Source organism: Pseudarthrobacter sp. fls2-241-R2A-127 (genome assembly GCF_030209355.1).
Classification (GTDB): Bacteria; Actinomycetota; Actinomycetes; order Actinomycetales; family Micrococcaceae; genus Arthrobacter.
Genome location: NZ_JARVSF010000008.1, coordinates 182,490 through 206,276, shown reverse-complemented (window position 1 = coordinate 206,276; position 23,787 = coordinate 182,490). Strand labels below are relative to the sequence as shown.

Genomic DNA, 23,787 nt, shown 5'->3' with positions numbered 1-23,787 from the left:
TCACGCAGAGGAGCAAGCATGTCGTTTGGACAGCGGGAATTCGACCGCCAGAAGCCCGAGATCGACTTTCCGGAAGGCGACGTCCCCACGGAACTGGTCATCACCGACCTCATCGAGGGCGACGGCCGGGAAGCCCAGGCGGGCGACACCGTCTCCACCCACTACGTCGGCGTGGCCTGGTCCACCGGCGAAGAGTTTGATGCCTCATGGGGCCGCGGCGCACCGCTGGACTTCCGCGTCGGCGTCGGCCAGGTCATCCAGGGCTGGGACCAGGGCCTGCTGGGCATGAAGGTCGGCGGCCGCCGCCGGCTGGAGATCCCCTCGGAACTGGCGTACGGCTCCCGTGGAGCCGGTGGGGCCATCAAGCCCAACGAGGCACTGATCTTCGTCGTGGACCTCGTCGGGGTCCGCTGACGTTCAGCGCACCGCGCCAACCGAGAGCGCGGCAGCACGGGGGATCACCCCCGTGCTGCCGCGCTTTCGTTTTTCGGGGGAGGAGTTTAGTAACGTAGCCAAGGTGTCCGTATCCCGCACTGAACGACTCCTCAACCTGCTGATCGCGCTCCTGAACACCCGGTATGGGCTGCGCCGCAGCGAACTGCGGGAAAAGGTCTACCATGATGCCTCCGGCAACGACGTCGCGTTTGGGCGGATGTTCGAACGCGACAAGAACGACTTGCGGGCCATGGGCTTCGAGGTCGAGACTCTGACGGATGCCGGCTGGAGCGAAGACGACCCCGCCACCACGCGTTACCGGATCGGTAAGGAATCCAACACGCTTCCTGATGTCCAGCTGGGACCGGAGGAATGGACGGTCCTGCTGCTCGCCTCCCAGCTCTGGGAGCGGGCCGCCATGGGTTCGGCCGCGCAAAGCGCATTGCGCAAGATCCAAGCCTCCGGCCGGCTGGCTGACGTTGAACTGCCCGCCGGCGTGCAGCCCCGGATCAAACCTGCGGGGCAGGCCTTCGATGACATCGTCACCGCCATGCATGCCAGACATCCCGTCAGCTTCACCTACCTGGCGGGCAGCACCGGCAAGGAAGAAGAACGGATGGTGGAACCCTGGGGCCTTGGGAGCCGCTTTGGCCAGTGGTACCTGATGGGGTACGACCGGACCCGCAGCGCGCCCCGGCATTTCCGGCTTTCCCGGTTGACCAGCGCGGTGACCACCTTGGCAAAGGACCACTACTCGCCGCCCGCGGACTTCAGTATCCGTGCCGAACTGGACCGGCTGCCTGAACTGCCGCTGCGTACCGCCGTCGTGGACGTCCGGAAGGGGCGCCTCCTCGCGTTGCGCAGCCGCGCAGGAAGCGCAGCAACGCAGGACCCGCACGAAGGGCCCGCTGACGGCTTTGACCGGCTCGTCCTGGAGTACCGTGACCCGGAAATGCTCGCCGAAGAACTTGCCTCCTACGGGCCCGACTCCCTGGCGGTGGACCCCGACGACCTCGCCGCGGCAGTGCGCCGCCGCCTTCGGGCCGCCGCTGCCTTCAGTGCTGCGCCCATCCCGGCCTATACCTTCGTCGACGTCCACGCCCGGGCGCCCCGCAAACGGACCTCCGAGGACCAGCTCAAGCGCATGCTCCAGCTGGTCCCCTTCCTGGTCCACAACCAAGGCCTGCACATCCAGGATGTCGCAGCGCATTTCGGGATCACCCGGGAGGAACTTGAGGCCGATCTCCAAATCCTCATCTGCTCCGGGCTGCCCGAGGGGTACCCGGATGATCTGCTCGATATCCAATGGGAAGACGACCACGTCTTCATTTCCCAGGACCTGGACTTGAAAAGGCCCGTCCGCTTCACTGTCGAGGAAGCCTGCGCGCTGCTGACCGGCCTCGAAACGCTCAATGGCCTGCCCGACCTGCCCGGCGGTGGGGCTCTGGAATCGGTCACCCTCAAGCTGCTGGCGGCCGCCGGCGAGGAGGGACTCCAGGCAGCCTCCATAGCCGGACCGCAGGTGGCGCCCGCCGACGCCCAGACCCATACCACCGTGCGGCAGGCGATCGAAGCCCGCTCGCAACTGCGGCTGACCTACCTCTCACCACAGCGGGACGCGGTCACAGTACGCGACGTCGATCCGCTGCGGCTCTATTCACTGGACAACACCTGGTATTTCGAAGCCTGGTGCCACCAGGTGTCCGGACTTCGGAACTTCCGCCTGGACAGGGTGCAGGAAGTGCACCCCAACGGCGTGCCCGCCGTTGGCCACGCCACACCGACCGGAGTGCCGGCCAAACTGTTCACCGCCAACGACGACGACACCACGGTGATCGTCCAGCTCACCAGGCAGGGGAGGGGGCTGGCGGACGACTACTACGCGGAGCGCATCGCGGAACTTCCCGACGGCGGCCTGGTGGCCGAGATCAGGTTCGGCAACACAGCGTGGCTGCCGATGTTCGTGGCACAGCACGGGGGTACGGCCAGGATCCTGGCGCCGGCAGACCTTGCCGACGCGGCCAGCGATTGGCTCGCGGCGTCCCTGGCTGCCTACGGCGGATAGACTTCCAGCATGCCTTGGTGGTCTTGGATCCTGATCTGGATAGCGCTTGTTGCGGTATCCCTGCTCTTCTATGTCCTGCTGGGCATCCGCCTTTACCGACAGTTCATGACGACAGTAAAGGACCTTGGCGATGCAAGTGCCAGGCTGGCTAGCCTGGGCCCGGCAGCGTTGCCGGAGGAGGCCACCGACCCGTCACGCGTCACGCCGGGTTCGGCCGTTTTTGCCTCGCCCGCCGTCATGCGACATGATTACGAGGCATCCAAATCGGCACGGCGCGAAGAACGCCGCCGCCGTCGAGTGCAGCGCAAAAAGGACCGGGGCCAGCCGCAGGCGCTCGGAGATCTCGACTTCACATAGAAGTAGGATGTATTTAGAGGAAAGGATTTCCCGTGGGAAGACTCTTTGATGGCCCCTGGCCAATCGTCATTATCATCGTCATTGCTTTGCTTCTCTTTGCTGCCCCCAAGCTGCCGGCCATGGCCCGGAGCCTGGGACAGTCGATGCGGATCATCAAGTCCGAGGTCAAGGAAATGAAGAACGACGGCAAAGCCGAGTCCACCGAGCCCTCCGGCCCCGTGGAAGGCACCATCGTGAACCACCCCAAGGCGAAGTCCGGAGAGCCGACAGACGGCACTGACGTTCCGCCGTCGACCCGCGCCTGACCTCCCGTGGCAATGTCGCGGGCCCGTAAAGCCAACCCTGAGGGGCGGATGTCCCTTTGGGAGCACCTCAAGGAGCTGAAGAACCGGCTGATCAAGTCGGCCATCGGCGTCGTCATCGGCGGCATTGGGGGTTGGATACTTTACGATCCGCTGTTAAAGGCCCTGGCCGAACCGGTCAGGCGGATCTCCAACGAAACCGGTGGCCTGGCGGCCATCAACTTCGGAACCATCGCCTCGCCGTTCGACTTCAAACTCCAGATGTCGCTGCTCATCGGGGCAGTCATTTCCAGCCCCATCTGGATTTACCAGCTCTGGGCGTTCATTACCCCGGGGCTGACGTCCAAGGAACGCCGCTACACGCTGGGCTATATGGCCGCCGCTATCCCATTGTTCCTTGCCGGAATCTGGGTGGGCTGGATGGTGGTCCCCCAAGTGGTCCACGCCCTGACCCAATTCACTCCCGAAGGCTCCTCAAGCGTCATCGACGCCCGGACTTACATCGAGTTCGTCACGCGCATGGTGCTGATGCTGGGCCTGGCATTCCTGGTCCCGGTGGTGCTGGTCGGCGTTAACATGGCCGGCCTTATTTCCGGCCGGACCATCCTCAAGGCCTGGCGCATCACGGTGTTCCTCGTCTTCGTCCTGGCTGCCATGGCCGCCCCGGGCGCGGACGCCATTTCAATGTTTATGCTCGCAGGGCCTTTGCTGGCGCTGTTCTTCGCAGCCATCGGCATCTGCATCCTGAATGACAGGCGGCGCGACCGCCGCCAGGCCAAGCAGGTCGCCGAAACCGAGGCCACCGCCGACATCGCCACCCCGAGCAGCGAACTCAAGAACCTCTAACCTGCCGCTAGGCTTGGGATATGTCTTCCAACACCGGGTCCTTCTCCACCGGACCCACCGATTCTGAAGAACTGTCTCCCGCTGAAAGGTACCGCGCCAGCGCTGAACGCAGGGCTGAGGCCGCCACGTACCTCGGACAGTTCTCCCGGACCCTCGAGTTCGAGCTTGATGACTTCCAGCGGAAGGCCTGCCTTTCGCTGCAGGAGGGCAGGGGAGTCCTGGTGGCTGCCCCTACCGGTGCCGGCAAGACCATCGTTGGCGAGTTTGCCATCTACCTGGCCCTCCAACGGGGCCTGAAGGCTTTCTACACCACGCCCATCAAGGCACTCAGCAACCAGAAATTCAGCGAGCTCGCCAGCAAGTACGGTGCAGACAACGTGGGGCTCCTTACCGGCGACACCAGCATCAACGGCGAAGCGCAGGTGGTGGTCATGACCACCGAGGTGCTGCGGAACATGCTGTACGCCGACTCCGCCACCCTGGACGACCTTGGCTACGTGGTCATGGACGAGGTGCATTACCTGGCCGACCGGTTCCGCGGGGCAGTCTGGGAAGAAGTCATCATCCACCTGCCCAGCGAGGTCCAGGTAGCCTCGCTGAGCGCCACAGTCTCCAACGCGGAGGAATTTGGCGCGTGGCTGGACACCGTGCGCGGGGACACGGACATTATCGTGTCCGAGCACCGGCCCGTACCGTTGTGGCAGCACATCATGGTGGGACGCCGGATCATGGACCTCTTCGCCGGTGAAACAACCTTCGACGAAATCGCCCCGCCCGGTGGCGAAGACGACGACCAGTCGCCCGTCCAGGACAAAAAGCGCGAGAGCGACAAGGGCCGCGGCTTCGACGTCAACCCCGAGCTGCTGGACGTGGCACGCCGTGAAATCCAGCAAAGCTTCCGGAACCGGCAAGGGCCGGGAAAACGCGGGCAGCGCGGCCGGCGCGGCAACGAGCGTCCAGTCCGCGGCACCGAACCGGAAGGGGTGCGCCGGGCCAGCCGTCCCCAGGTGATCGCCAGCCTTGACCGGATGGACCTCCTGCCGGCCATCACCTTCATCTTTTCCCGTGCGGGTTGCGAGGGGGCCGTTGCCCAGTGCGTCGCATCCGGGTTGTGGCTCACCACGGAAACCGAGCAGCGGATCATCGCCCAGAGGGTGGATGAAGCCGGACAGGATATTCCGCCGGACGACCTCGATGTCCTGGGCTTCTGGACCTGGCGGGACGGTTTGCTCAGGGGATTCGCCGCCCATCACGCCGGCATGTTGCCCACCTTCAAGGAGGTGGTGGAGAAACTCTTCGCGGACGGCCTGGTCAAGGCCGTCTTCGCCACGGAGACCCTCGCCCTGGGGGTGAATATGCCCGCGCGCTCAGTGGTGCTGGAGAAACTGGACAAGTTCAACGGCGAGGCCCACGTGGACATCACCGCCGGTGAATACACACAGCTCACGGGCCGCGCCGGCCGTCGCGGCATCGACGTTGAAGGCCACGCCGTGGTGCTGTGGCAGCCAGGGACGGACCCTACGGCCGTGGCCGGCCTGGCCTCCCGGCGCACCTACCCCCTGAACTCGAGTTTCCGGCCCACCTACAACATGAGCATTAACCTGCTCGCACAGTTTGGCCGGTCCCGGGCCCGCGAAATCCTGGAATCGTCCTTTGCCCAGTTCCAGGCCGACCGTTCCGTGGTGGGGCTCGCCAGGCAGGTCCGCAGCCGCGAGGAATCCCTCGCCGGCTACGCCAAATCCATGACCTGCCACCTGGGTGACTTCACCGAGTACGCCCGGCTTCGGAGGGAACTGTCGGACGCCGAGAATGCCACATCCAGGACCAAGTCCCGTGTACAGAAGTCCCTCAGCGACGACTCGCTGGCCCGGCTGTTGCCCGGTGACGTGGTCAACGTTCCCGGTGGACGCGCACCGGGACCCGCCGTCGTCCTCAGCTCGGACCACGGCAGCCGCGAACCGCGGCCGGCCGTGCTGACCCTGGATAACCAGCTCCGGAGGATCGGCACCGACGACCTCGAAGGACCCATCGCACCGGTAACCCGGATCCGCATTCCCAAGTCGTTCAACGCCAAAGTGCCCAAGTCACGCCGGGACCTCGCGTCATCGGCGCGGAACGCGCTGCGGGAGAACCGCCCGCCTGCGCCCGGCCAGAACAGGAACCACGATTTCGGCCGCGGCGCGGCGCTGCCCAACCAGGAAAAGCGCATCGCGGACCTCCGGCGCGCCCTCCGCGCACACCCCTGCCACGGGTGCAGCGAACGGGAAGACCACGCGCGGTGGTCCGAGCGGTGGTGGAAGCTGCGGCGGGAGACGGACGGCCTGGTCCGCCAGATCCAAGGCCGCACCAACACCATTGCCAAAACCTTCGACCGGGTCTGCGACGTGCTCTCCGCCTACGGCTACCTGGAAGACCCGGGAGACGGCAAGCTGGTCATCAGTCCCGACGGGCAGCGGCTGCGCCGGATCTATGGCGAAAAAGACCTACTCATCTCCCAGTCACTGCGGCTGGGCGCCTTCGACGACCTCGACGCCACGGAGGTGGCGGCGCTGGCCAGTGTCCTGGTGTACCAGGCTAAACGGGAGGACCGGGGGCTGCGGCCACGGATGCCCAGCGTCTCCCTGGAGACCTCCGTGGACATCGTGGTCAGGGAGTGGTCCGCGCTGGAAGACGTGGAGGAGGAGAACAAGCTTCCACTGACCGGCGAGCCTGAGCTCGGACTCGTCTGGCCCCTCTACAAGTGGGCCCGTGGAAGGCACCTTCAGGACGTCCTCAGCGGCACCGACCTCGCTGCCGGTGACTTCGTCCGTTGGGTCAAGCAGGTGGTGGACCTGCTGGATCAGCTGGCGAAAATTCCCGGCCTGGATCCGCGCCTTTCCCGGCTGTGCGTTGAAGCCATCAACCTGATCCGCCGCGGCGTCGTCGCCTACTCCTCCGTCCTCTAGTCCACGCATCCCGCCGGCCAGCACCGGCCCGTTCACACCCCAGGAGTCCTGCCAACCATGCCCCACCCCGATGCCACGTCCCGTCCCGCCCCGGTCCTGTACCGCAACGGATCCGTCTACACCGCGGCGGACCCGTTCGCGACAGCCATGCTGGTGGACGGCGACACCGTCGCGTGGGTCGGGTCTGAACAGGCCGCAACGTCCATCGCCGACAGCTCCATGGAGATTATCGACCTCCGCGGCGCACTGGTGGCACCGGGCTTCGTGGACTCCCACATGCACCTGACGGAAACCGGCATCGCACTGGAATCCCTGCAACTTGGCTCAGCCACGTCCGCACGCGCGCTCCTGGAGGCCGTCGCCGGCGCGAAGGGCGAGGGCCCCGTGCTGGGGCACGGCTGGGATGAGACAACGTGGGCGGATCCCTCACTGCCCACGGCGGAGGAACTGGAGCGGGCGGCCGGCGGCAGGCCGGTGTACCTGTCCAGGGTTGACGTGCACTCGGCACTCGTTTCGCCATCGCTTGCGCAGTCCGCGGACCTTCGGGGACAGGACGGGTACGACGGCGGAGCCAGGGTCATCCGGGCAGCCCACGCGGCAGCGCGGCTGGCCACGCGGAAGCTGCCGGCTGAGGCCCTGAAGCTGCACCAGGCCCGTGCCCTTGCCGAGGCTGCCGCCAACGGGTATGTGGCTCTCGCCGAAATGGGGGCGCCCCACATCGGCGGGGCCGAGGACCTCAGGATCGCCGCCGAATGGAACGCACAGGATCGTTCAGCCCGGCCGGTCCCGCACGTCCTGCCGTACTGGGGCCAGGCGGCGTCGTCCGAGGAAGAAGCCCGCGCCCTCGTTGCGCAGTTCGATGGTGCCGTCCGCGGGCTTGCCGGAGACCTGAATATTGACGGATCGCTGGGCTCCCGGACTGCCGCCCTCCGCACCGGGTACAACGATGCGGGGCACGACCGCGGTGCGTTGTACCTGGACGTCGAACAGGCCGCCGCCCATCTCGCCGCCTGTTCGCTGGCCGGCATCCAGGGCGGGTTTCACGTGATTGGCGACGCCGGACTCGACGTTGCCCTGGAGGCGCTTGACCGTGCCGCCCAGGAGGTAGGCGCACAACGGGTGCGTGCCGCCGGCCACCGCTTTGAACATGTCGAAATGGTGGATGCCGCAGCTGTGGAAAGGCTGGCGTCATATTCGGTGACGGTGAGCGCCCAGCCGGCCTTCGACGCAGCCTGGGGCGGACCCGGCGGCCTCTATGAGCGGAGGGTGGGGGAGCGGAGCCGGTCCATGAATCCCTTCGCCTCGTTCTACGCGGCGGGGGTTCCGGTCTGCTTCGGCAGCGACAGCCCGGTGACACCGCTCCGGCCCTGGTCCAGCGTCCGCGCCTGCGTCGAGCACCACAACGAGGACGAAAGAATTTCCGCGCGGGCGGCGTTCCTGGGCCACACCCGGGCCGGCTGGAGGGCGGCGCGGCACGCCAACACGATGGCGGGACAACTTGTCCCCGGAGCCCCGGCAAGTTTCGCGGTGTGGGAGGTGGAAGAACTGATGGTCCAGGTGGCTGATGGCCGGGTCCAATCCTGGAGCACGGATCCACGTGCCAGGACCCCGCTGCTGCCGGCACTGGACACGGGTTCGGATCCTGTATGCCTCCAAACCGTAAAAGACGGTGCCGAACTGTTTGCCAGCCCGGCCTTGCGTTCCTGAACAGGGATTGTTCCGCCCTATAATGGGGAGTTGCGCCCACCGCCGGCCAGCCCGGCAACAGGTGCTCCGACCACTTCCACCAGGAAAGGCCCTTCGTGCGCGTCCTTACGATCATTCCCACCTACAACGAACTGGAATCCCTGCCCAAGACGCTCCAGCGCCTGCGGACGGCTGTTCCGGCGTCGGACGTGCTGGTGGTCGATGACAACAGCCCCGACGGTACCGGCGCCCTGGCCGACGGCTTTGCCGCCGAGGATTCCCAGGTCCATGTCCTGCACCGCAAGGGCAAGGAAGGCCTGGGGGCGGCCTACATCGCCGGGTTCAAGTGGGGGCTGGAAGCCGGCTACGACGTCCTTGTCGAAATGGACGCCGACGGCTCCCACCAGCCGGAACAGCTGCCCCAGCTCCTTGAAGCAATCGAGCAGGGCGCGGACCTGGCCATGGGTTCCCGTTGGGTCCCCGGCGGCAGTGTGGTCAACTGGCCGCTGTACCGCCAGGCGATTTCCCGGGTGGGCAGCACCTACGCCCGGCTGATGCTCGGCCTCCGGATCAAGGACGTGACCGGCGGCTACCGCGCCTTCCGCCGAACCACGTTGGAGAAGCTCAACCTGGACCAGGTGGACTCGGTGGGCTATGGCTTCCAGGTGGACCTCGCCTGGCGCGTCGCCAAACTGGGCCTCCGGATCGAAGAACGCCCCATCACCTTCGTCGAACGCGAACTGGGTGCCTCGAAGATGAGCGGCAACATCGTGGTGGAAGCCATGATCAACGTCACCAAATGGGGGCTCGCCGCCCGCTGGAATACGTTGGCCGGCAAAGCGAAGAACGCGCAGCCGTAGCCCGTACCAAGACGCAAAAAAGGGGGCGTCCCCGCACGTGAAGTGCGGGGACGCCCCCTTTTTATTGCCGGGCCTAGGCGGAGCGGCGCTCTCCACGGCGTTCGCGCAGAATGGTCAGGCGGTCCTCGAGGATCTGTTCCAGCTCAGGCAGGGAGCGGCGTTCGAGGAGCATGTCCCAGTGGGTGCGGACTGCCTTGTCGTTACTCGTATCCGGCTTCTCGCCGTCTACCAGGAGCGCTTCCTTGCCGGTCTTGGAGACCCATACCGGAGGAATTTCCGCTTCGGAGGAGAACGTGACGAAGACCTGCTCGCCATCCTCGCAACGGTACTCGACCCGCTGGCGCGGAGCCGGCTCAACTCCGGACTCGGTCTCCATGCTCTGCGCACCAAGGCGCATGCCCCGCAGGCTGCGATCGCTCATGATTTCTCCCTCTGGTCGGTTCGCGGATGAAAACTCCGCGACAGCCGGTGGTGACGATGCGCCGCCGGACTACTGTGTGCACTGTGCTGCATCATAGGATTCAACGCATTGCGAAGCTGTGTTGTTCCAGCCGGTGTTATCCTGCCGGACAAATACCCAATTATACGGGCCCCATGCCGCCCGGACCAAACAGGGAGGGACCCGCGACGCGGGTCCCTCCCTGTTCAGTGTGTGCTTACGGCTCGGTACGCTGGGCCGGTACTTCGTCGAAGAGTCCGTTGGCCGCTTGTTCGGGTGCGTTGCCGCCGAGGGCGTTGCCGATTCCCTTGAGGGCCTCACCCACTTCACTGGGGATAATCCACAGCTTGTTGGCTGAGCCTTCGGCGAGTTTTGGCAGCGTCTGGAGGTATTGATAGGCCAGGAGCTTCTGGTCCGGGTTTCCCTTATGGATGGCGTCGAAGACCTTCTGGATGGCCTGCGACTCGCCATCCGCACGCAGGATAGCCGCCTTGGCCTCGCCTTCGGCCTTGAGGATGGCGGCCTGCCGCTGTCCTTCGGCGGTCAGGATGGCGGACTGCTTGGTGCCTTCGGCTGTAAGGATGGCGGCGCGCCGGTCGCGTTCGGCACGCATCTGCTTCTCCATCGAGTCCTGGATGGAGTGCGGCGGATCGATAGCCTTCAGCTCCACCCGGGACACGCGGATGCCCCAGCGGCCTGTCGCCTCATCAAGAACGCCGCGGAGCTGTCCATTGATCTGGTCACGGGAGGTCAGGGCCTCTTCGAGGTTCAGCCCGCCCACGACGTTGCGCAGGGTAGTGGTAGTGAGTTGCTCCACCGCCTGGATGTAGTTGGCGATCTCATAGGTGGCGGCGCGTGGATCAGTGACCTGGAAGTAGACCACCGTGTCGATGGATACCACCAGGTTGTCTTCTGTGATCACCGGCTGGGGTGGGAAGGAAACCACCTGTTCACGAAGGTCCAGCAACGGCAGGAGCCGGTCCACGAAGGGAATCAGGATGGTCAGTCCCGGGTTGAGCGTCCGCTGGTACTTGCCCAGCCGTTCAACGACGCCGGCACGTGCCTGCGGAATGATCCGGACAGACCGGACCAACACGATGATGACGAACACGATCAGGACCACCAGCACAACGGCCAGTGCGGTTCCGCCTGCGTTTTCCATAAAACTCCTTATCCCCCAAATGTCAGGCTGTTACAGGGCCGGTGGCCGCCGCCGGCGGTACCGAAACCACTGATGTTGCGCCATCAATGGCCGAGACGACCACTTTCTGGCCTGCGGGAAGTACTCCCGCCGCGGAGCGTGCGCTCCAAATATCGCCGCCGATTTTCACCAAACCGCCATCTGAGGTCACAGCCTCCATGACGATGGCGGATTCACCGATGAGCCGGTCCACGTTGGTCCTCTGCTCGGACGGTCCCTTTTTAAGGTGCGAGAGCGCCACGGGGCGCACGAAAGCGACCATGAGCAGGGATACGATGCAAAAGACCACTACCTGGAGCCAGGGTTCGGCGCCGGCGAAGTCGGCAGCCAGCGCGGCAAGTGCGCCGCCACCAAGCATGATGAAGAACAGGTCAAGGGTGATCATCTCGATCACGGCAAACGCCAGGAACGCCGTGAGCCACAGCGCCCACCAGTTTTCCCCAAGCCATTCGAACATCCTGTTTCCCCCTTCGTCACGGGGGAGCCGCGTCTGCGGACCCGCCAGCAACTGTCCTTTCATCCTAGTCCGAGGACCAGGCAAGCGCGCCGGACGCAGGCGCCGGCCCGGGGATAGTGGCCAAGTCGTTACGCGGTACCCCTTTTACCGGGACGGAACACCAGGAGCCTGAACTTCGCGCCCGCCGTCACCGGCTCGGGCACGCCATCCAGCCGGGCCTCGATCTGCCCGAGGTTCAGGTGGTGCCCCGCAGGTCCCATGAAAGCCAGGTCTGCGGCGGCCGCCCGGGTCAACTCAAGGGGTATGTCGACGTCACGGGCACTCTCCAGGTCGAAATGCCCGGCCATGGCCTCCGCGAGGCGTTCATCCTTGCCCTCTTCGATACCGAGCATTCCCGTGACCGCCGCCACTTCCGCGAGGTGGCCGCGGCGCGGAGTCACCACCACCAGCACCCCGGCAGGGCGCAGCACCCGGGCAAATTCGGCGGGGTTCCGCGGGGCAAACACCACTGTGACAGCGTCCACTGAGCCGGTGGCCACCGGGAGGGGCTGCCAGATGTCGCAAACCATGTTGACGGCTTCCGGATTAAGCCGCGCGGCGCGGCGCAGCGCGAACTTGGAAATATCCAGGCCGATTGCGGCCACGTGCCGCCCGTCCGCAGTGGCGGCATCGAGGATCTCCCGGAGGTAATGGCCTGTCCCGGTTCCGGAATCCAGCACCACGGCGCCGGTGCCCGGAAGATTGGGGACGACGGCGGAGGCCACTGCCTGTGCCAGCGGCCGGTAGTGGCCGCCCCCCAGGAAATTGACGCGGGACTGCACCATGGCGGCGCTGTCCGCTTCAAAGGACGTTCCTTTGCCTACCAGAAGGTTGAAGTAGCCTTGCCGGGCTGCATCAAAGTGGTGTCCGGCAGCGCATGCCAGCCGGGGTTGGGTCCCGGTGTTTGGTTCGAGGAGATCCAGCGGATCCGAACAGACGGGGCACAGGAGGGGGAAATCCGCGGATGGCATGGACACCAGTTTATGGTGGCCCGCCCGCCCCGACGCCCGTTCCATGCGGGGCACGGCACCCGCGGTCAGCCGAGGGACAATCCCGCGGGACCGACGTCGAACCCCAACCCGGCGCTGGCCCTGCCGATGCCCGCTTCCGCCCAATGCGCAGCGTACTCCGCGTTGCTGCTGAGGGAACGGAGCTGGGCGCGGTCGATATAGAGAATGCCGTTGAGGTGGTCCGTCTCGTGCTGGACGATGCGGGCCTGCCAGCCGGAGAACAACCGCTGCTCCTCCGCGCCGTCGGGCGTCTGGTACTCAAGCAGCACCGTGTCCGGCCGCGCCACCACGGCTTGCAGCCCGTTGAGGGAAAGGCATCCCTCGTAGAACGATGCAAGCCCGGACCCTTGCGCGCTGTAGCGGGGGTTGAGAATCGCAAGGAACTCCAGAGGGCTCCGGTGCCGCAGCGCCGCGGCGTCGGGGTCGACGTCGTATTGGTCTTCCAGGACCGCGAGTTGCAACGGGATGCCAAGCTGGGGCGCGGCAAGGCCCACACCGGGGGCCTCGTGCATGACCTGGCGCATGATCCCGATCAGGCGGCCCAGCTGGTCCGCGGAAAGTTGTCCCTGGTACTCCGCGGCCTGCTGTCGCAACGCGGGATGGCCGGCCTGGACGATGGGCGGCAGCGAACCGGCTGACAGGATCCGTTCCACGGCCTCGCGGATTTCGTTGGGCCCGGCAGCGGCCGGGGGAGCACTCTGGGTCATGGTGACAGCCTACTGGCGGTCGACATGCGGAAACCTCGGCTAGGGTCGACTGCATGGTTGACGACTTAGCGCAGGGTTCGCCGTTGGAGCGCGTCCTGGCATTTATCCGAATCCTCGAGTCGGACGGCGGCGCAGCCGGGATCCGGCCGTTCCTTGCCGAGGGTTTCGTCTTGACGGAGGCCCCGCACCTCCTGGCACCGGAGGGGTCCACCCGGACGCTGGAAGGCGTGCTTGCCGGTGCCGACCAAAGCCGACAGGTGGTGGCGAACCAGGAATTTGCCGTGCGGCGGACCACCTCCGAGGGCGGCCGGGTGGTTGTGGAAGCCGATTGGTCGGCCACGGTGCTGATGGATCTGCGGTACTGGGACCGTGGCGAAACCATCCGGGCCAGGACCTCGTCTGTCTTCGAAGTGAGGGATGGCCTCATTGTCAGCCAGGACACCTACGACTGCTACTTCCGCTAGGCACACCCCGGACAAGCGGTGGCTTACTGCATGGTGAACCGCCTGGCAGCCCACCGGTTCAGCGCGGGAATGGAGGCGGCGGCACCAAGTGCAGCCGTACGGAATCGGAGCAGGGGAGCCGGCAGGGGCCTGCCCAGCGCCATATTGATTTCGGCCTGGCGGCGGGCCCGGGCCGCTGCCTTTCGCCGCGACAATTCGAAGTCCCTGAACACTTTTCTGACAGGGCCGCCGGCAAGGGCTGCAGATATTAGCGGGGCGAGTGCCTCGGCATCCAGCCAGCCCAGGTTCATGCCCTGGCCGCCGATTGGACTGATCTCGTGGGCCGCGTCTCCCAGCAGGATTGCCCGGCCGGCCACTGTACGGCGGGAGATGGCCGAACTGACGCTGAAGGCGCTTAGCATCGACGTAGTGGCCGGATCGGGGTGGATTCCGGTCCGCCGGACTACCAGGCCGGCGAGGTCGGCTGCCGTTGCAGCACCGGCCGGGCGGTTGAGCCGCACCACCCACCGGCGGATGCCGCCGGGAAGCGGGAATGATTCCACGATTCCCTGCTGCTCGAGGAAGAGGGCAGCTTTCTCTCCCAGGTCGCTGCCGTCGTCGAAGTCCCCCATGAGGTAGTGGTCCGGATACGTCCTGCGGGAGGCGGGTCCGCCCAGGGCGTCCCGCAGTCCGGAGCGGGCACCGTCGGCGGCCACCAGCAGCGCTGCCCTGGCCAGGGCCGGCCCGCGCGAGATGTGTTCCCGGGACTCGAATCTCACGGTGACCCTGCCGCCGTCGTCCGTAAACCCCGTAACGTTCGCGCCCCTCACCAGCGCGTCGGGGTCCAAGGTCCGTACGCGGTCCTCCAGGATTTGCTCCGTCCTGAATTGGGGAAGTGCAAGGACAAACGGGAAATCGGCAGACACGGAGCCGAAGGACATGGTTCCCACCGTTCGCCCCCCGCTCAAGGCCACGCCTTCGCGAATCCGGACACCCGCCGGAACCATCGCCGCTGCCACGCCGACCCGGGCGAGGGCCTGCAGTGCCGGCGGGTGGATGCCGATGGCCCGGGTGTGCCGGTTCCGCGACTGGCGCCGTTCGAGGACCTTGACGGCGACCCCCTCCTGAAGCAGGAGTGCGGCAAGGTACAGCCCAACAGGGCCACCCCCGGCGATGACAACGTCGGCCGCCAGCTCAGCCACGGCGCCAGGTAAGGACTTGGTGGAATGCTGACGACCGTTCAACGGACCAGCCCGGGGGAGCGGCCGCGGACAATTCGGCGGGTCTGTAGCTGCGCCGGATGGAGGTGAGGCCGTCCTCGCGGATGAAAGAGTGCCGGAACGGGAGCGCGGCCATGCTGAAGAGGGCGAACGCAGCCGGGCTGCGGACGAGGTCGTTATGCAGCGCTGTTGTTTCCGCGAGGATTTCCGAATCCGCCAGCAGTTGCCGGAACTCTTCGGGCGCAAGGTGGTGGAGGACATGGTTGGAGATGACGACGTCGAACCGGGTCCCCTCACGGACGAGGTCGCTGCTGTGCGCCTCCCTGAACTCCACGCCGGACGCAGCAGGACGCTGCCGGGCAAAGCGGGCTGCCCGGGGATCCGGGTCAATACCCGTGATGTGCATCGGTTTCCCGTCCCGGGCGGCCCACCGGGAGAGCATGACGGCGAGGTCGCCGCCGCCGCACCCAAGGTCCAGGATGGTCAGCGGGCGTTGCAGCGGCGGCACCAGGGGGCGAAGCTCCACCGCGTAGAGTCTCCGCCACCCGGAGAGAACCCTGTTGATGACGCCGAACTGCCGGTATGTGTTGTCCAGGAGCCGGGCGTCGCAGTCCGGGCGGTCCATCTGCTCCACGGCTGTTGCAGCCCGGCGACGCAGCAGGAGCTCCCTTGCCAGGTCCACTTCAGCCGGCTGCTGTCGCTTCGGAGACAGCCGGTGCGGGAGCACGTCCGTCTCGGGTGGCTGTGTCGGGGACCGCTCCACGTCCGGCGTCGGCCTGCCGGAGCTTGGTGAACAGGCCTGTTTCCACAGTCAAACCCGGGCCAAAGGCCATGGAACAGATGCGTTCACCTCCGCGGGTCCCTTCCCGGATCGGTTCTTCCAGTACGTGCTTGAGGACGAACAGTACCGTGGCGCTGCTCATGTTGCCGTAATGGCGGAGGATGTCGCGTGCGGGTACCAGCTGCTTCTCCGTGAGGCTGAGCCGCGACTGGACTTTGTCCAGGATGCTGCGGCCGCCGGGGTGGATGGCCCAATGGGGGATTGAGGTGTAGGGGAGTGCCGCCAGCTCCGGTTCCCTTGCCAAGAGCGGTTCCAGGGCACCCACGATGTGGTCGTCGATGATGTGGGGTACGTAGTTGCCGAGCACCATTTCGAACCCGTTGTCGCCGATGTTCCAGGCCATCGAATCCTCGCCAACAGGGGTCAGCACGGTTTCGAAGTGGTCCAGCGTCAGCAGCGCGCTGTCCCGGGCTTCTGGCCGGGCGGTAACGACGGCGGCAGCGGCACCGTCGGCGAACAGCGCTGAACCCATAATGGCGTCGGGATCGTTGGACGTGCGCACATGCAGGGAACACAGCTCGGCGCAAACCACCAGGACGGCCGCCCGGGGGTCCGCCTCACAGAACAATCGTGCGGCGCGAAGGGCGGGGAATGCCGCGTAGCAGCCCATGAAGCCCAGGTGGTAGCGCTGGACCGCGGGGTTCAGGCCAAGCTCGCGGACCACCTTATAGTCCGGGCCGGGATTGAAGAATCCCGTGCACGAAACGGTAATGAGATGAGTTATGTCAAGTAAATCGAGTTCCGGGGCGGCTTCCAGGGCAGCGCGGGACGCCTCAACGAAGAGCTTTGTGGCTTCGCGGGCAAAGATGTCGTTGCGGACCTTGGTGCTGGGGTTCAGCAGGAGCCCGGATTCCTGGTCATAGAACTGCGGATTGTCTGAACGGGACGTGTTGGTCAGTTCCTCGACGGCGGTAAACCGGGTCTCGATGGCTGCACCGTCAAAGCAGGTATTCACCAGCCGCGAACCCAAACGCGACAACCCGGGCTGCGCCGCAAAAACATCACGGGCTTCGGACTGGACCAGTTTGGTCGCCGGGACTGCAGTTTCCAAGGAACACACGTAGGCCGTCATTGGCTTATTCTTGACGCGCGCCGGACCAATGACAATGGGGCTCATGCTGACTGACCAGTCAGGCAGGCGTGGCCCAGGCATTCGGCCCCGCTCCCGGACGTTACCAGACTGGCAGCGAGACGTGTTGATGTGGGACCAGTCGGCGCGATTGTGCTTGATAGGCGGCCTTCAGTCGCGGGGTGACGCGGATCCTTCCGATGCCGCCACCGAAGTCTGTGGAATTTGGGTTGTGCGTGTAGCTTCCGCTCTTCACATCCGCTTTTGGAAGTATCTGGCCAGGGGCGGCACCGCAACCACGGTGGTGACTGCCGCTCCAGCTGTCATGTATAAAATCTCTGCTTCTGGAAAAATTGCCCGGAGAATAAAGGTCACGACAAGGCCAGCGACTAAGCCAGCAATACAGAGAAGAATCAGCTTTCGAAAGCCTCGTTCGTCCGCCATGTCGACCTCTCTGGTCACCTTGCTGTTCACCTTGGGAAGGAGACTCTCAGCGCGAGTTCAGCGTAGTGGCCCCATCCTACGCGGGCGATTCTGAGTTCGCCCTCACTATCTTCACCAACCCTGCGTGCTGTCACGGTGCTTTCTATCTCGAGATGGCTGATTTCAAAGCAGAGACGTATTGCGCATAGTTGGCTGACGAGTCGATGGCGTGGCGATCGATTGTAGCCGCGGAGTAGCCAAGTGCTTCGGCGATGATGGCAACGGGGGCGAGTTTGGTGAGTTCGTGAAGTGTTCCGAGCCTGGCTGCCCGACTACTGAAGGCCGTGCTGAGGCGCTGGGTGAGGGTTGAGGCTTGGATGTGCTGGCCGGGTGAGCCGCCTCGGAACACCCACTTGCTGTTGGGGTGCGCTGCTGTCTGGTGATGGGTTGGGGTGGCTGCCAGGTCGCGCCACGGCTGATCGAGCGGCGGCGTGAGTGCGATTTCGACGGTTCCGAGCGTGATGCTGACGAGTTCCTCTGTCACGGTGACGTGTCCCAGGTTAGTTGGACGATGTCTGAGACTTGTTGGCCGAAGACCAGGATGAGGATGGCTGCGGCGCGGTCCCTCGGGCTCATGTCGGTTGTGTGGCTGAGGTTGGTAACGTGTTGGGTTTGGGCGGCGGCGTCGAGCCGAGGGCTGGTGCCGCGGCGGTGGGGCTGCAGTTTCAGGGACGGGTCGATGAGATTGGTCCTGATTGCCCAGTCAAGGAAGCGTGAGGCGATGCCTCGTGTCGTGGGGCCTTCTGCCTGCCATCGGTCCAGGTGCGCTTGATTGACTTCGGCGAGTTCGGCGCCTTGATCGGTGAGCCAGTTCAGTAGTTCGATAGCGACGGTGACTGCTTGTTTGGCCCGCAGGAACGTTCCTCGGGTGACTTCGTCCATCTGATTCATCCGGCGCTGGTGGTGCCAGCGGATGTATCGGCGGGTGATGTCGCGGTGGTTCGGGCTGGTGATCCGGTCGAGGGCCTGCTCGGCCCAGTCGCTGAACCTAGTGCTGAGTTCATCGCGGAGCGGCAGCGCGTTGTGTTCGACCAGTAGGCCGCGGACGTATTCGCGGGTGCGCGATGCCGGTATTTCGTCGAGGCGGGCGTGGGTGATCACAGGTTCGGCAGCGAGTTGTTGGAGGAACTCGGTGACGTGTGGCTGCTGGATCCAGGTGAGGCCGCTGTTAGCGCGTTTCATGGACTTCAGAGCGGTGGCAACTGCCTGGAGTTCGGGGGAGGGCGGCTGGTTTTCCGGCGGGCTGAGGATCCGGTCAACGGTCATGGCAAGGATGCATGACCAGCATCGGTTGCCTGAGTGGAGTTCGTCTTCTTTGCCGCATCCGGTGCAATCGATGTTGAGGCGGACGCCGGAGCATTCCCGGCAGGCCGGCAGGGTGTCGACGCGGCCAGGCAGAACGCCGTCGTGGCCGCAGGCGCAGGTGCCGCGGGTTCTTTTGGCTTGCTGGTAGCAGTAGCCGCAGATTGCGCCGTCGGGCCAGCGAACCACGATTTTGTGGTGTTCGGCGCAGCGCCCGCAGGCTTCCGGCCACTTTGCGGGGTCGCCGGCTTTACGGGGCCTAGGCATCTTCGTCCGGTGGCAGAACGCGGATTCTGCGTGCTATCGGCGCGCCGGGGGTGATGCCCAGGTCTTCTGGCCTCTTTGGGGCATTGGCGGTCTTCGCAGCGCGCATCTGGACGTAGGGTTCGAACAGGTCGTTGGGCGTGCATTCCAGGATGTCGCAGAGCGCTGCGAAGGTCTGGGCAGGAATGCGCTCGGGCGTTCCGGTGACGAGCCGATGAACCTGGGCGTTGGAGAGGTTGATGCCCCGGGATTTCAGCAGGGGGAGCAGTTCGGTGGTCTTCCAGAGGTTGCGTTGGGCCATCAGCTGCCGGAGATTCCAGCGGTAGCCAATCCGTCGCTGTTCAGCCATGGCTGTTCCCCTCGCCATCGCCGCTGCGTAGTCGCTGGGCGATCATTTTCTGGATGGTCTTCTGTTTGAAGTCTGCCGACACGGAAGTATAGAGGGCCGTGGTGGAGGAGTAGCTGTGCCCGACCTGCTGCTGGATAAACAGAGGGTCATAGCCGGCCTCGATCAGATGCGTCACGTACGAGTGTCTCAGCGTGTGAAGGGTCAGTTCCTCGGGGAGCCCCGCGATCTTCCGCACCCGCTGAAAAGACCGGTCAAAGTTGCGGAAAACCGTGGAGCCGGAGCGTTCCGAGGGCCAGAGGCTGGCGGACCGGTCCGCGGTGGGGAAACGTTTGCGGCCGTCAGGGGAGAGCCAGTACTCCAGGAGCCCGACCACCCAATCGAACTCCGGGACGGTCAGCACCGTCCGGCGGCGGGGGCCTGAGCCCTTGGTTCCCTTTGCCCATCGCACCTGGAGCGCCCCGAAGCGTCCGAACTGCTCAACGTGCGGGTTGGGCCCAAAGTCCACGTATTCGAGCATGGCCAGCTCGCGCCGCCGGAGCCCGTAGGCGTAGGCGATCTTGAACGCCGTCGAGTCCCGCAGTGCTGGAAGCCAGCGCTTGGAGCCCTTGGCGAACTCCGTATCGACCAGGTCGTCGGCGGCATCGAAGAACGTCTGCAGTTCGGCCTTGGTGAACGCCCGGCGTCGTGCCGGCATGGCATCGTCGGTGGTGTGCCGGGGTGAGTTCCACTCGAAGACCACCTGTACCGGGATGTCGGAAAAGACCCGTTCGCAGAAGCCCGCCCAGCCGTAACGTCCATCCGTCAGGTAGGAGCAGAACGCCCTGATGGCCCCGGAATTGGCCCTCAGGGTCGACAGCGCCAAACCCTTCTCGGAGCTGCGCCGGTCGGCCATGAACTCGTCCACGTGATGCGCCGACCAGGTCCACGGATACTCGTTCGCGTGCTCCTGGAACCGCTGAACCGTCCCGCATGAGCTCTTGATATACGACGTCGACAAACCGCGCGCCAGCATCTGTGCACGCCAGCCATCCAGCATCGCCTCGAAAACGCGATCCTCTGCGCGTAGCAGCCCGACATTTGCGTTGGTTAGAAAGGCCGGAATCCGCCCAGGTTCGATACTCACTGATCAAACTGTACGCAAAAATCTCTCATCTAATGAGAGAATACGTCGCTACGCCGCGCCACCACGTGCAGCAGAGTTCTCTCATCTACTTCTACTCGTCCCACTCAAGCGCCGATAATCTACATTATGTCAAGTAATGTTAATCAGAGCTCCTACGGGAGCGTTTCAGGGGCCCTCTCCCGGACCCACCATTGGCAGCCGGTCAGTGACGCCGGCGGATAGAGGCTCCAACGACGCCTCCCAGCGCGAGCCCAACCGCGCAACCCCAAAAAGGGCTCTGGTACAGGGCCAAGCCCAGGCTGAATCCAAGGGCGGCGCCGACCAGCAGGCAGATCCACAACGGTTTGTTCACTATCTCTCCGGATGCAGGGAGTGACGTCGATCCCTGCTGACATTACTGCATACTCTTGTAGCCGCCCCAGGGAACCGGGGGTCCGCGCAGAATCGCCTGCCTTGAATCCCGAGCCGATTGGGTGGCGGGCCGGCTTATCGGACGGGCTCACCAGGGCACGCCCGGGACCATGTTCCGGAAGCTCCTCGGCCTCCTGCTCCCCCGGCGTACTAAACCATGCAGCCGGACGGCGTCACACCCGGGACGGCTAAGCTGAAAGCCATGAATTCCCTCAAAACAGAGCCGGCAACGTCCGCTTCGACACGAGCCATCATCGTGGCCGTTGCGGCCGACATCATCCTCATCCTGGCGTTTGCGGCGATTGGCCGCGATGCCCACCACCGGGAAGAACCCGTCTTGGGTGTCTTGCTCACGGCGTGGCCTTTCCTGGCCGGCGCAACTGCCGGCTGGCTGGTTGCGCGGGTGTGGCGGACTCCCCTGTCGGTACTCCGGGCAGGCGTGCCGGTATGGCTTGGCAGCCTGATCGGTGGAATGGTCCTCCGGGCGTTGACTGCCCAGACTGTGGTCCTCCCCTTCATCATCGTGGCCACCTTGGCCTTGGCAGTGTTCCTGCTGGGCTACCGGCTGCTGCTCGCGGGCGCGGCACGCCTGCGTCGCAGGTAGACGCTTAGCCGCAGGCAGGAAATCCGGGCCTGGAACGCATCCGGAAGATGCCCGCCCGTGTAATAGGCTGGCAGCAGAGAAACAGCTGCCGGGCTTTGCCGCGGCGGAACTGATTAAAGGGGTACAAACGTGGTCACCGCATTTGTTCTGATCAAGACTGACGCCGCACGCATCCCGGAGACGGCCGAGGAAATATCGGCCATTGAAGGCATCAGTGAGGTCTACTCCGTCACCGGGGAATGGGACCTGATTGCGGTGGCGAGGGTGCCCCGGCACGAGGACCTCGCAGACGTCATTGCCGACAAACTCTCCAAGGTGCCCGCGGTGGTTCACACGACCACGCACATAGCCTTCCGCGCGTATTCGCAGCACGACCTGGACGCCGCGTTCTCCCTTGGCTTTGAACAGTAACCGGGCCTAAGCGCGGGACAGCGAGACCCAGCGGTCCAGCACTGCAGCGGCTGCCCCGGAATCGATTGAGTCCGACGCCCGCACGAAAGCCGCCTGCATGCGGGCCAGGAAAGGGCCCGCGGCATCGAGGTCAAAGGCGACGAGCCCCGCTGCAGCGTTGACCAGGACTGCGTCCCGGGCCGGACCTTGCTTCCCGGAGAGGACGTCGCGGACAACACCGGCGTTGGCGATCGCGTCTCCCCCGCGAAGCTGCTCCACGGTGGCCAGGTTGATGCCGAGATCTTCGGGTGAGAAACGGAGTTCGGTGACGGCACCGTCGCGGATTTCCCAAACGGTTGACGGACCTGTGGTGGTCAGTTCGTCGAGGCCGTCGTTCCCCCGGAATACCAACCCCCTGCTCCCCCGCCGCGCCAGGACGCCTGCCACCAGGGGCGCCATCCGCGCATTTGCAACGCCGACGGCGGACGCCTGCACGTTGGCTGGATTGGTCAGCGGCCCCAGGAAGTTGAACGCTGTGGGAATGGACAATTCACGCCGGGGAACGGCTGTATGCCTGAATGACGGGTGGAAAACCTGGGCAAAGCAGAACGTGATGCCTGCTTCCTCGGCATTTCGTGCCACCCGGTCAATAGGCAGGTCCAGCCGGACGCCCAGCGCCTCCAGCACATCGGCGGAGCCGGACGACGACGAAGCGGCCCGGTTGCCATGCTTCACCACCCGGGCGCCGGCGCCCGCTGCGACCAAGGCTGCCATCGTCGAGATATTGACAGTGTTAAGTTGGTCACCACCAGTGCCGACAATATCGAGCTTTTCCCCGGAAATCGCCACCGGATTGGCGTGGGCCAACATGGCATCCACCAGGCCGGAAAGTTCGTCCACGGTCTCACCCTTGGCGCTCAAGGCCACCAGGAAGCCGGCGATCTGGCTCGGCGTCGCCTCGCCGGACATGATCGTGTCCATGGCCCACGACGTGTTGTCGGCCGTTAGGTCGGCGCCCTTGATCAGCGCCGAGATGAGCCGGGGCCAGGTGTTGCCGGACGCTGCAGATGCCTGTGAAGTCACCTGCTGATGCTATCGAGCGATGGTGCGCGCTGACCAATGTGAACGTCGACGGGAACTTTTCGGGACGAATTCGCGTCTTTGTAGAAAAAGTCCCCCGAAAAGGCGGTTTGCGTTGGGCAGCACGGACTTTTGCAGACATAATGTCTATGTGACATCTGCGACCCATGCCCCCAGTACCCCGGCGCACCCCACGCTGAACCGCCCCAATATGGTTTCTGTCGGAACCGTAGTGTGGCTGTCAAGCGAGTTGATGTTCTTCGCCGGTCTCTTTGCCATGTACTTCACCCTGCGCTCCACGAGCGGTGAGATGTGGGCGGAAGAGACAGCCAAGCTCAACTTCCCCTTTGCGCTCGTAAACACGATCGTCCTCGTGGCCAGTTCCTTCACTTGCCAGATGGGCGTGTTCGCCGCCGAGAGGCTGCAACCCCGCCGCGCCGGTGGAGCTTTGCAGTTCGCCCGCTGGGGAATGAACGAATGGTTCACCCTGACGTTCCTCATGGGCGCGTTCTTCGTTGCCGGCCAGACCACCGAGTACGCGATGCTGGTTTCCGAACACGTCTCGCTCTCCTCAAACGCCTACGGCTCGGCCTTCTACATGACCACGGGCTTCCACGGCCTGCACGTCATCGGCGGTCTGATTGCCTTCCTGCTCATCATGGGCCGGTCCTTCGCCGCAAAGAAGTTCGGACATTTCGAAGCAACGTCCGCAATCGTCACCTCTTACTACTGGCACTTCGTTGACGTCGTCTGGATCGGCCTCTTCCTGGTCATCTACGTACTCAAGTAGCCAGCTTTGATTCTTTTTCTACAAGAGGCAGAATTTCAGGTAGCGGCTCCCGGAGCCGGCGCAGGATCG

At 64.9% G+C, this 23,787-nt stretch carries 26 protein-coding genes; 12 read left to right on the top strand and 14 right to left on the bottom strand.

Annotated features, from left to right (window positions below):
* Positions 1–18 precede the first annotated feature (18 nt).
* The 8 genes from QRN53_RS05570 (at position 19) to QRN53_RS05535 (ending at position 9,496) form a co-directional block, all read left to right on the top strand.
* The gene (locus tag QRN53_RS05570; protein WP_285243018.1) at positions 19–414 is read left to right on the top strand and encodes an FKBP-type peptidyl-prolyl cis-trans isomerase; all 396 of its coding nucleotides are present in this window, start codon (positions 19–21) and stop codon (positions 412–414) included.
* Positions 415–517: 103 nt separating this feature from the next.
* Positions 518–2,500, top strand: a complete 1,983-nt coding sequence (locus QRN53_RS05565; RefSeq protein ID WP_285243017.1) for a helix-turn-helix transcriptional regulator — start codon at positions 518–520, stop codon at positions 2,498–2,500.
* A 9-nt stretch (positions 2,501–2,509) separates the two neighbouring features.
* On the top strand, positions 2,510–2,857 hold the full coding sequence (locus QRN53_RS05560) for a hypothetical protein (protein WP_285243016.1): 348 nt from the start codon (positions 2,510–2,512) through the stop codon (positions 2,855–2,857).
* Between the two features lie 32 nt (positions 2,858–2,889).
* Positions 2,890–3,162 (top strand): Sec-independent protein translocase subunit TatA, encoded by a 273-nt coding sequence (tatA, locus tag QRN53_RS05555; protein WP_285243015.1) that lies wholly within the window; start codon positions 2,890–2,892, stop codon positions 3,160–3,162.
* A 48-nt stretch (positions 3,163–3,210) separates the two neighbouring features.
* Positions 3,211–4,005 (top strand): twin-arginine translocase subunit TatC, encoded by a 795-nt coding sequence (tatC, locus tag QRN53_RS05550; protein ID WP_285243014.1) that lies wholly within the window; start codon positions 3,211–3,213, stop codon positions 4,003–4,005.
* Positions 4,006–4,025: 20 nt separating this feature from the next.
* Positions 4,026–6,950: a DEAD/DEAH box helicase gene (locus QRN53_RS05545; RefSeq protein WP_285243013.1), complete on the top strand. Its 2,925-nt coding sequence runs from the start codon at positions 4,026–4,028 to the stop codon at positions 6,948–6,950.
* A gap of 57 nt (positions 6,951–7,007) precedes the next feature.
* A complete protein-coding gene (locus tag QRN53_RS05540; RefSeq protein WP_285243012.1) occupies positions 7,008–8,657 on the top strand; it encodes an amidohydrolase in 1,650 nt (549 codons plus the stop codon).
* A gap of 95 nt (positions 8,658–8,752) precedes the next feature.
* On the top strand, positions 8,753–9,496 hold the full coding sequence (locus QRN53_RS05535) for a polyprenol monophosphomannose synthase (RefSeq protein WP_285243011.1): 744 nt from the start codon (positions 8,753–8,755) through the stop codon (positions 9,494–9,496).
* A 73-nt stretch (positions 9,497–9,569) separates the two neighbouring features.
* On the opposite strand, the gene QRN53_RS05530 is transcribed toward QRN53_RS05535, so the two are convergent.
* The 5 genes from QRN53_RS05530 to QRN53_RS05510 form a co-directional block, all read right to left on the bottom strand.
* Positions 9,570–9,917 (bottom strand): RNA polymerase-binding protein RbpA, encoded by a 348-nt coding sequence (locus tag QRN53_RS05530; RefSeq protein ID WP_018761356.1) that lies wholly within the window; start codon positions 9,915–9,917, stop codon positions 9,570–9,572.
* Positions 9,918–10,152: 235 nt separating this feature from the next.
* Complete coding sequence (locus QRN53_RS05525; RefSeq protein WP_285243010.1) at positions 10,153–11,097, bottom strand: SPFH domain-containing protein; 945 nt, start codon at positions 11,095–11,097, stop codon at positions 10,153–10,155.
* Positions 11,098–11,119: 22 nt separating this feature from the next.
* Positions 11,120–11,593 carry an NfeD family protein gene (locus tag QRN53_RS05520; protein WP_285243009.1) on the bottom strand — a complete coding sequence of 158 codons (474 nt, stop codon included), beginning with the start codon at positions 11,591–11,593 and terminating at the stop codon, positions 11,120–11,122.
* A 128-nt stretch (positions 11,594–11,721) separates the two neighbouring features.
* A complete protein-coding gene (locus tag QRN53_RS05515; RefSeq protein ID WP_285243008.1) occupies positions 11,722–12,603 on the bottom strand; it encodes a putative RNA methyltransferase in 882 nt (293 codons plus the stop codon).
* A 65-nt stretch (positions 12,604–12,668) separates the two neighbouring features.
* A complete protein-coding gene (locus QRN53_RS05510; RefSeq protein ID WP_285243007.1) occupies positions 12,669–13,349 on the bottom strand; it encodes a peptide deformylase in 681 nt (226 codons plus the stop codon).
* Positions 13,350–13,402: 53 nt separating this feature from the next.
* On the opposite strand from QRN53_RS05510, the gene QRN53_RS05505 reads away from it, so the two are divergent.
* Positions 13,403–13,813 carry a nuclear transport factor 2 family protein gene (locus QRN53_RS05505; RefSeq protein WP_285243006.1) on the top strand — a complete coding sequence of 137 codons (411 nt, stop codon included), beginning with the start codon at positions 13,403–13,405 and terminating at the stop codon, positions 13,811–13,813.
* Between the two features lie 23 nt (positions 13,814–13,836).
* On the opposite strand, the gene QRN53_RS05500 is transcribed toward QRN53_RS05505, so the two are convergent.
* The 8 genes from QRN53_RS05500 to QRN53_RS05465 all read right to left on the bottom strand — a co-directional run bounded on the left by QRN53_RS05500 (position 13,837) and on the right by QRN53_RS05465 (position 20,443).
* On the bottom strand, positions 13,837–14,994 hold the full coding sequence (locus tag QRN53_RS05500) for an FAD-dependent oxidoreductase (protein ID WP_285243005.1): 1,158 nt from the start codon (positions 14,992–14,994) through the stop codon (positions 13,837–13,839).
* On the bottom strand, positions 14,987–15,637 hold the full coding sequence (locus tag QRN53_RS05495) for a class I SAM-dependent methyltransferase (protein WP_285243228.1): 651 nt from the start codon (positions 15,635–15,637) through the stop codon (positions 14,987–14,989). The genes QRN53_RS05500 and QRN53_RS05495 overlap by 8 nt, the downstream gene beginning before the upstream one ends.
* 58 nt (positions 15,638–15,695) lie before the next feature.
* Positions 15,696–16,925 carry a type III polyketide synthase gene (locus QRN53_RS05490; RefSeq protein ID WP_285243004.1) on the bottom strand — a complete coding sequence of 410 codons (1,230 nt, stop codon included), beginning with the start codon at positions 16,923–16,925 and terminating at the stop codon, positions 15,696–15,698.
* A gap of 249 nt (positions 16,926–17,174) precedes the next feature.
* Positions 17,175–17,396 (bottom strand): hypothetical protein, encoded by a 222-nt coding sequence (locus QRN53_RS05485; RefSeq protein WP_285243003.1) that lies wholly within the window; start codon positions 17,394–17,396, stop codon positions 17,175–17,177.
* A 112-nt stretch (positions 17,397–17,508) separates the two neighbouring features.
* Complete coding sequence (locus tag QRN53_RS05480; RefSeq protein ID WP_285243002.1) at positions 17,509–17,889, bottom strand: hypothetical protein; 381 nt, start codon at positions 17,887–17,889, stop codon at positions 17,509–17,511.
* Positions 17,886–18,896: a hypothetical protein gene (locus QRN53_RS05475; RefSeq protein ID WP_285243001.1), complete on the bottom strand. Its 1,011-nt coding sequence runs from the start codon at positions 18,894–18,896 to the stop codon at positions 17,886–17,888. The genes QRN53_RS05480 and QRN53_RS05475 overlap by 4 nt, the downstream gene beginning before the upstream one ends.
* Before the next feature lie 70 nt (positions 18,897–18,966).
* Positions 18,967–19,320, bottom strand: a complete 354-nt coding sequence (locus QRN53_RS05470; RefSeq protein ID WP_285243000.1) for a helix-turn-helix domain-containing protein — start codon at positions 19,318–19,320, stop codon at positions 18,967–18,969.
* The gene (locus tag QRN53_RS05465; RefSeq protein WP_285242999.1) at positions 19,313–20,443 is read right to left on the bottom strand and encodes a tyrosine-type recombinase/integrase; all 1,131 of its coding nucleotides are present in this window, start codon (positions 20,441–20,443) and stop codon (positions 19,313–19,315) included. Before QRN53_RS05465 ends, QRN53_RS05470 begins: the two co-directional genes overlap by 8 nt.
* A gap of 613 nt (positions 20,444–21,056) precedes the next feature.
* On the opposite strand from QRN53_RS05465, the gene QRN53_RS05460 reads away from it, so the two are divergent.
* Together QRN53_RS05460 and QRN53_RS05455 are read left to right on the top strand one after the other, a co-directional pair.
* Positions 21,057–21,458 (top strand): DUF3054 domain-containing protein, encoded by a 402-nt coding sequence (locus QRN53_RS05460; protein WP_285242998.1) that lies wholly within the window; start codon positions 21,057–21,059, stop codon positions 21,456–21,458.
* A gap of 129 nt (positions 21,459–21,587) precedes the next feature.
* Positions 21,588–21,869, top strand: a complete 282-nt coding sequence (locus QRN53_RS05455) for an Lrp/AsnC family transcriptional regulator (protein WP_018761366.1) — start codon at positions 21,588–21,590, stop codon at positions 21,867–21,869.
* Positions 21,870–21,875: 6 nt separating this feature from the next.
* On the opposite strand, the gene trpD is transcribed toward QRN53_RS05455, so the two are convergent.
* Entirely contained in the window at positions 21,876–22,931 is a 1,056-nt protein-coding gene (trpD, locus tag QRN53_RS05450; protein WP_285242997.1) for an anthranilate phosphoribosyltransferase, read from the bottom strand.
* Positions 22,932–23,079: 148 nt separating this feature from the next.
* Here trpD and ctaE point away from each other — a divergent pair, with 148 nt between their 5' ends.
* Positions 23,080–23,718 (top strand): aa3-type cytochrome oxidase subunit III, encoded by a 639-nt coding sequence (gene ctaE, locus QRN53_RS05445; RefSeq protein ID WP_285242996.1) that lies wholly within the window; start codon positions 23,080–23,082, stop codon positions 23,716–23,718.
* Positions 23,719–23,787 lie beyond the last annotated feature (69 nt).

Bases quoted from the DNA above. Each gene is read 5' to 3' on its own strand.
- QRN53_RS05505 (WP_285243006.1), top strand. From the start codon at position 13,403: ATGGTTGACGACTTAGCGCAGGGTTCGCCGTTGGAGCGCGTCCTGGCA.
- QRN53_RS05510 (WP_285243007.1), bottom strand. From the start codon at position 13,349: ATGACCCAGAGTGCTCCCCCGGCCGCTGCCGGGCCCAACGAAATCCGC.
- tatC (WP_285243014.1), top strand. From the start codon at position 3,211: ATGTCCCTTTGGGAGCACCTCAAGGAGCTGAAGAACCGGCTGATCAAG.
- QRN53_RS05560 (WP_285243016.1), top strand. From the start codon at position 2,510: ATGCCTTGGTGGTCTTGGATCCTGATCTGGATAGCGCTTGTTGCGGTA.
- QRN53_RS05570 (WP_285243018.1), top strand. From the start codon at position 19: ATGTCGTTTGGACAGCGGGAATTCGACCGCCAGAAGCCCGAGATCGAC.
- QRN53_RS05470 (WP_285243000.1), bottom strand. From the start codon at position 19,320: ATGGCTGAACAGCGACGGATTGGCTACCGCTGGAATCTCCGGCAGCTG.
- QRN53_RS05540 (WP_285243012.1), top strand. From the start codon at position 7,008: ATGCCCCACCCCGATGCCACGTCCCGTCCCGCCCCGGTCCTGTACCGC.
- QRN53_RS05495 (WP_285243228.1), bottom strand. From the start codon at position 15,637: ATGGACCGCCCGGACTGCGACGCCCGGCTCCTGGACAACACATACCGG.
- QRN53_RS05545 (WP_285243013.1), top strand. From the start codon at position 4,026: ATGTCTTCCAACACCGGGTCCTTCTCCACCGGACCCACCGATTCTGAA.
- QRN53_RS05525 (WP_285243010.1), bottom strand. From the start codon at position 11,097: ATGGAAAACGCAGGCGGAACCGCACTGGCCGTTGTGCTGGTGGTCCTG.
- QRN53_RS05520 (WP_285243009.1), bottom strand. From the start codon at position 11,593: ATGTTCGAATGGCTTGGGGAAAACTGGTGGGCGCTGTGGCTCACGGCG.
- QRN53_RS05490 (WP_285243004.1), bottom strand. From the start codon at position 16,925: ATGACGGCCTACGTGTGTTCCTTGGAAACTGCAGTCCCGGCGACCAAA.
- QRN53_RS05515 (WP_285243008.1), bottom strand. From the start codon at position 12,603: ATGCCATCCGCGGATTTCCCCCTCCTGTGCCCCGTCTGTTCGGATCCG.
- QRN53_RS05460 (WP_285242998.1), top strand. From the start codon at position 21,057: ATGAATTCCCTCAAAACAGAGCCGGCAACGTCCGCTTCGACACGAGCC.
- QRN53_RS05530 (WP_018761356.1), bottom strand. From the start codon at position 9,917: ATGAGCGATCGCAGCCTGCGGGGCATGCGCCTTGGTGCGCAGAGCATG.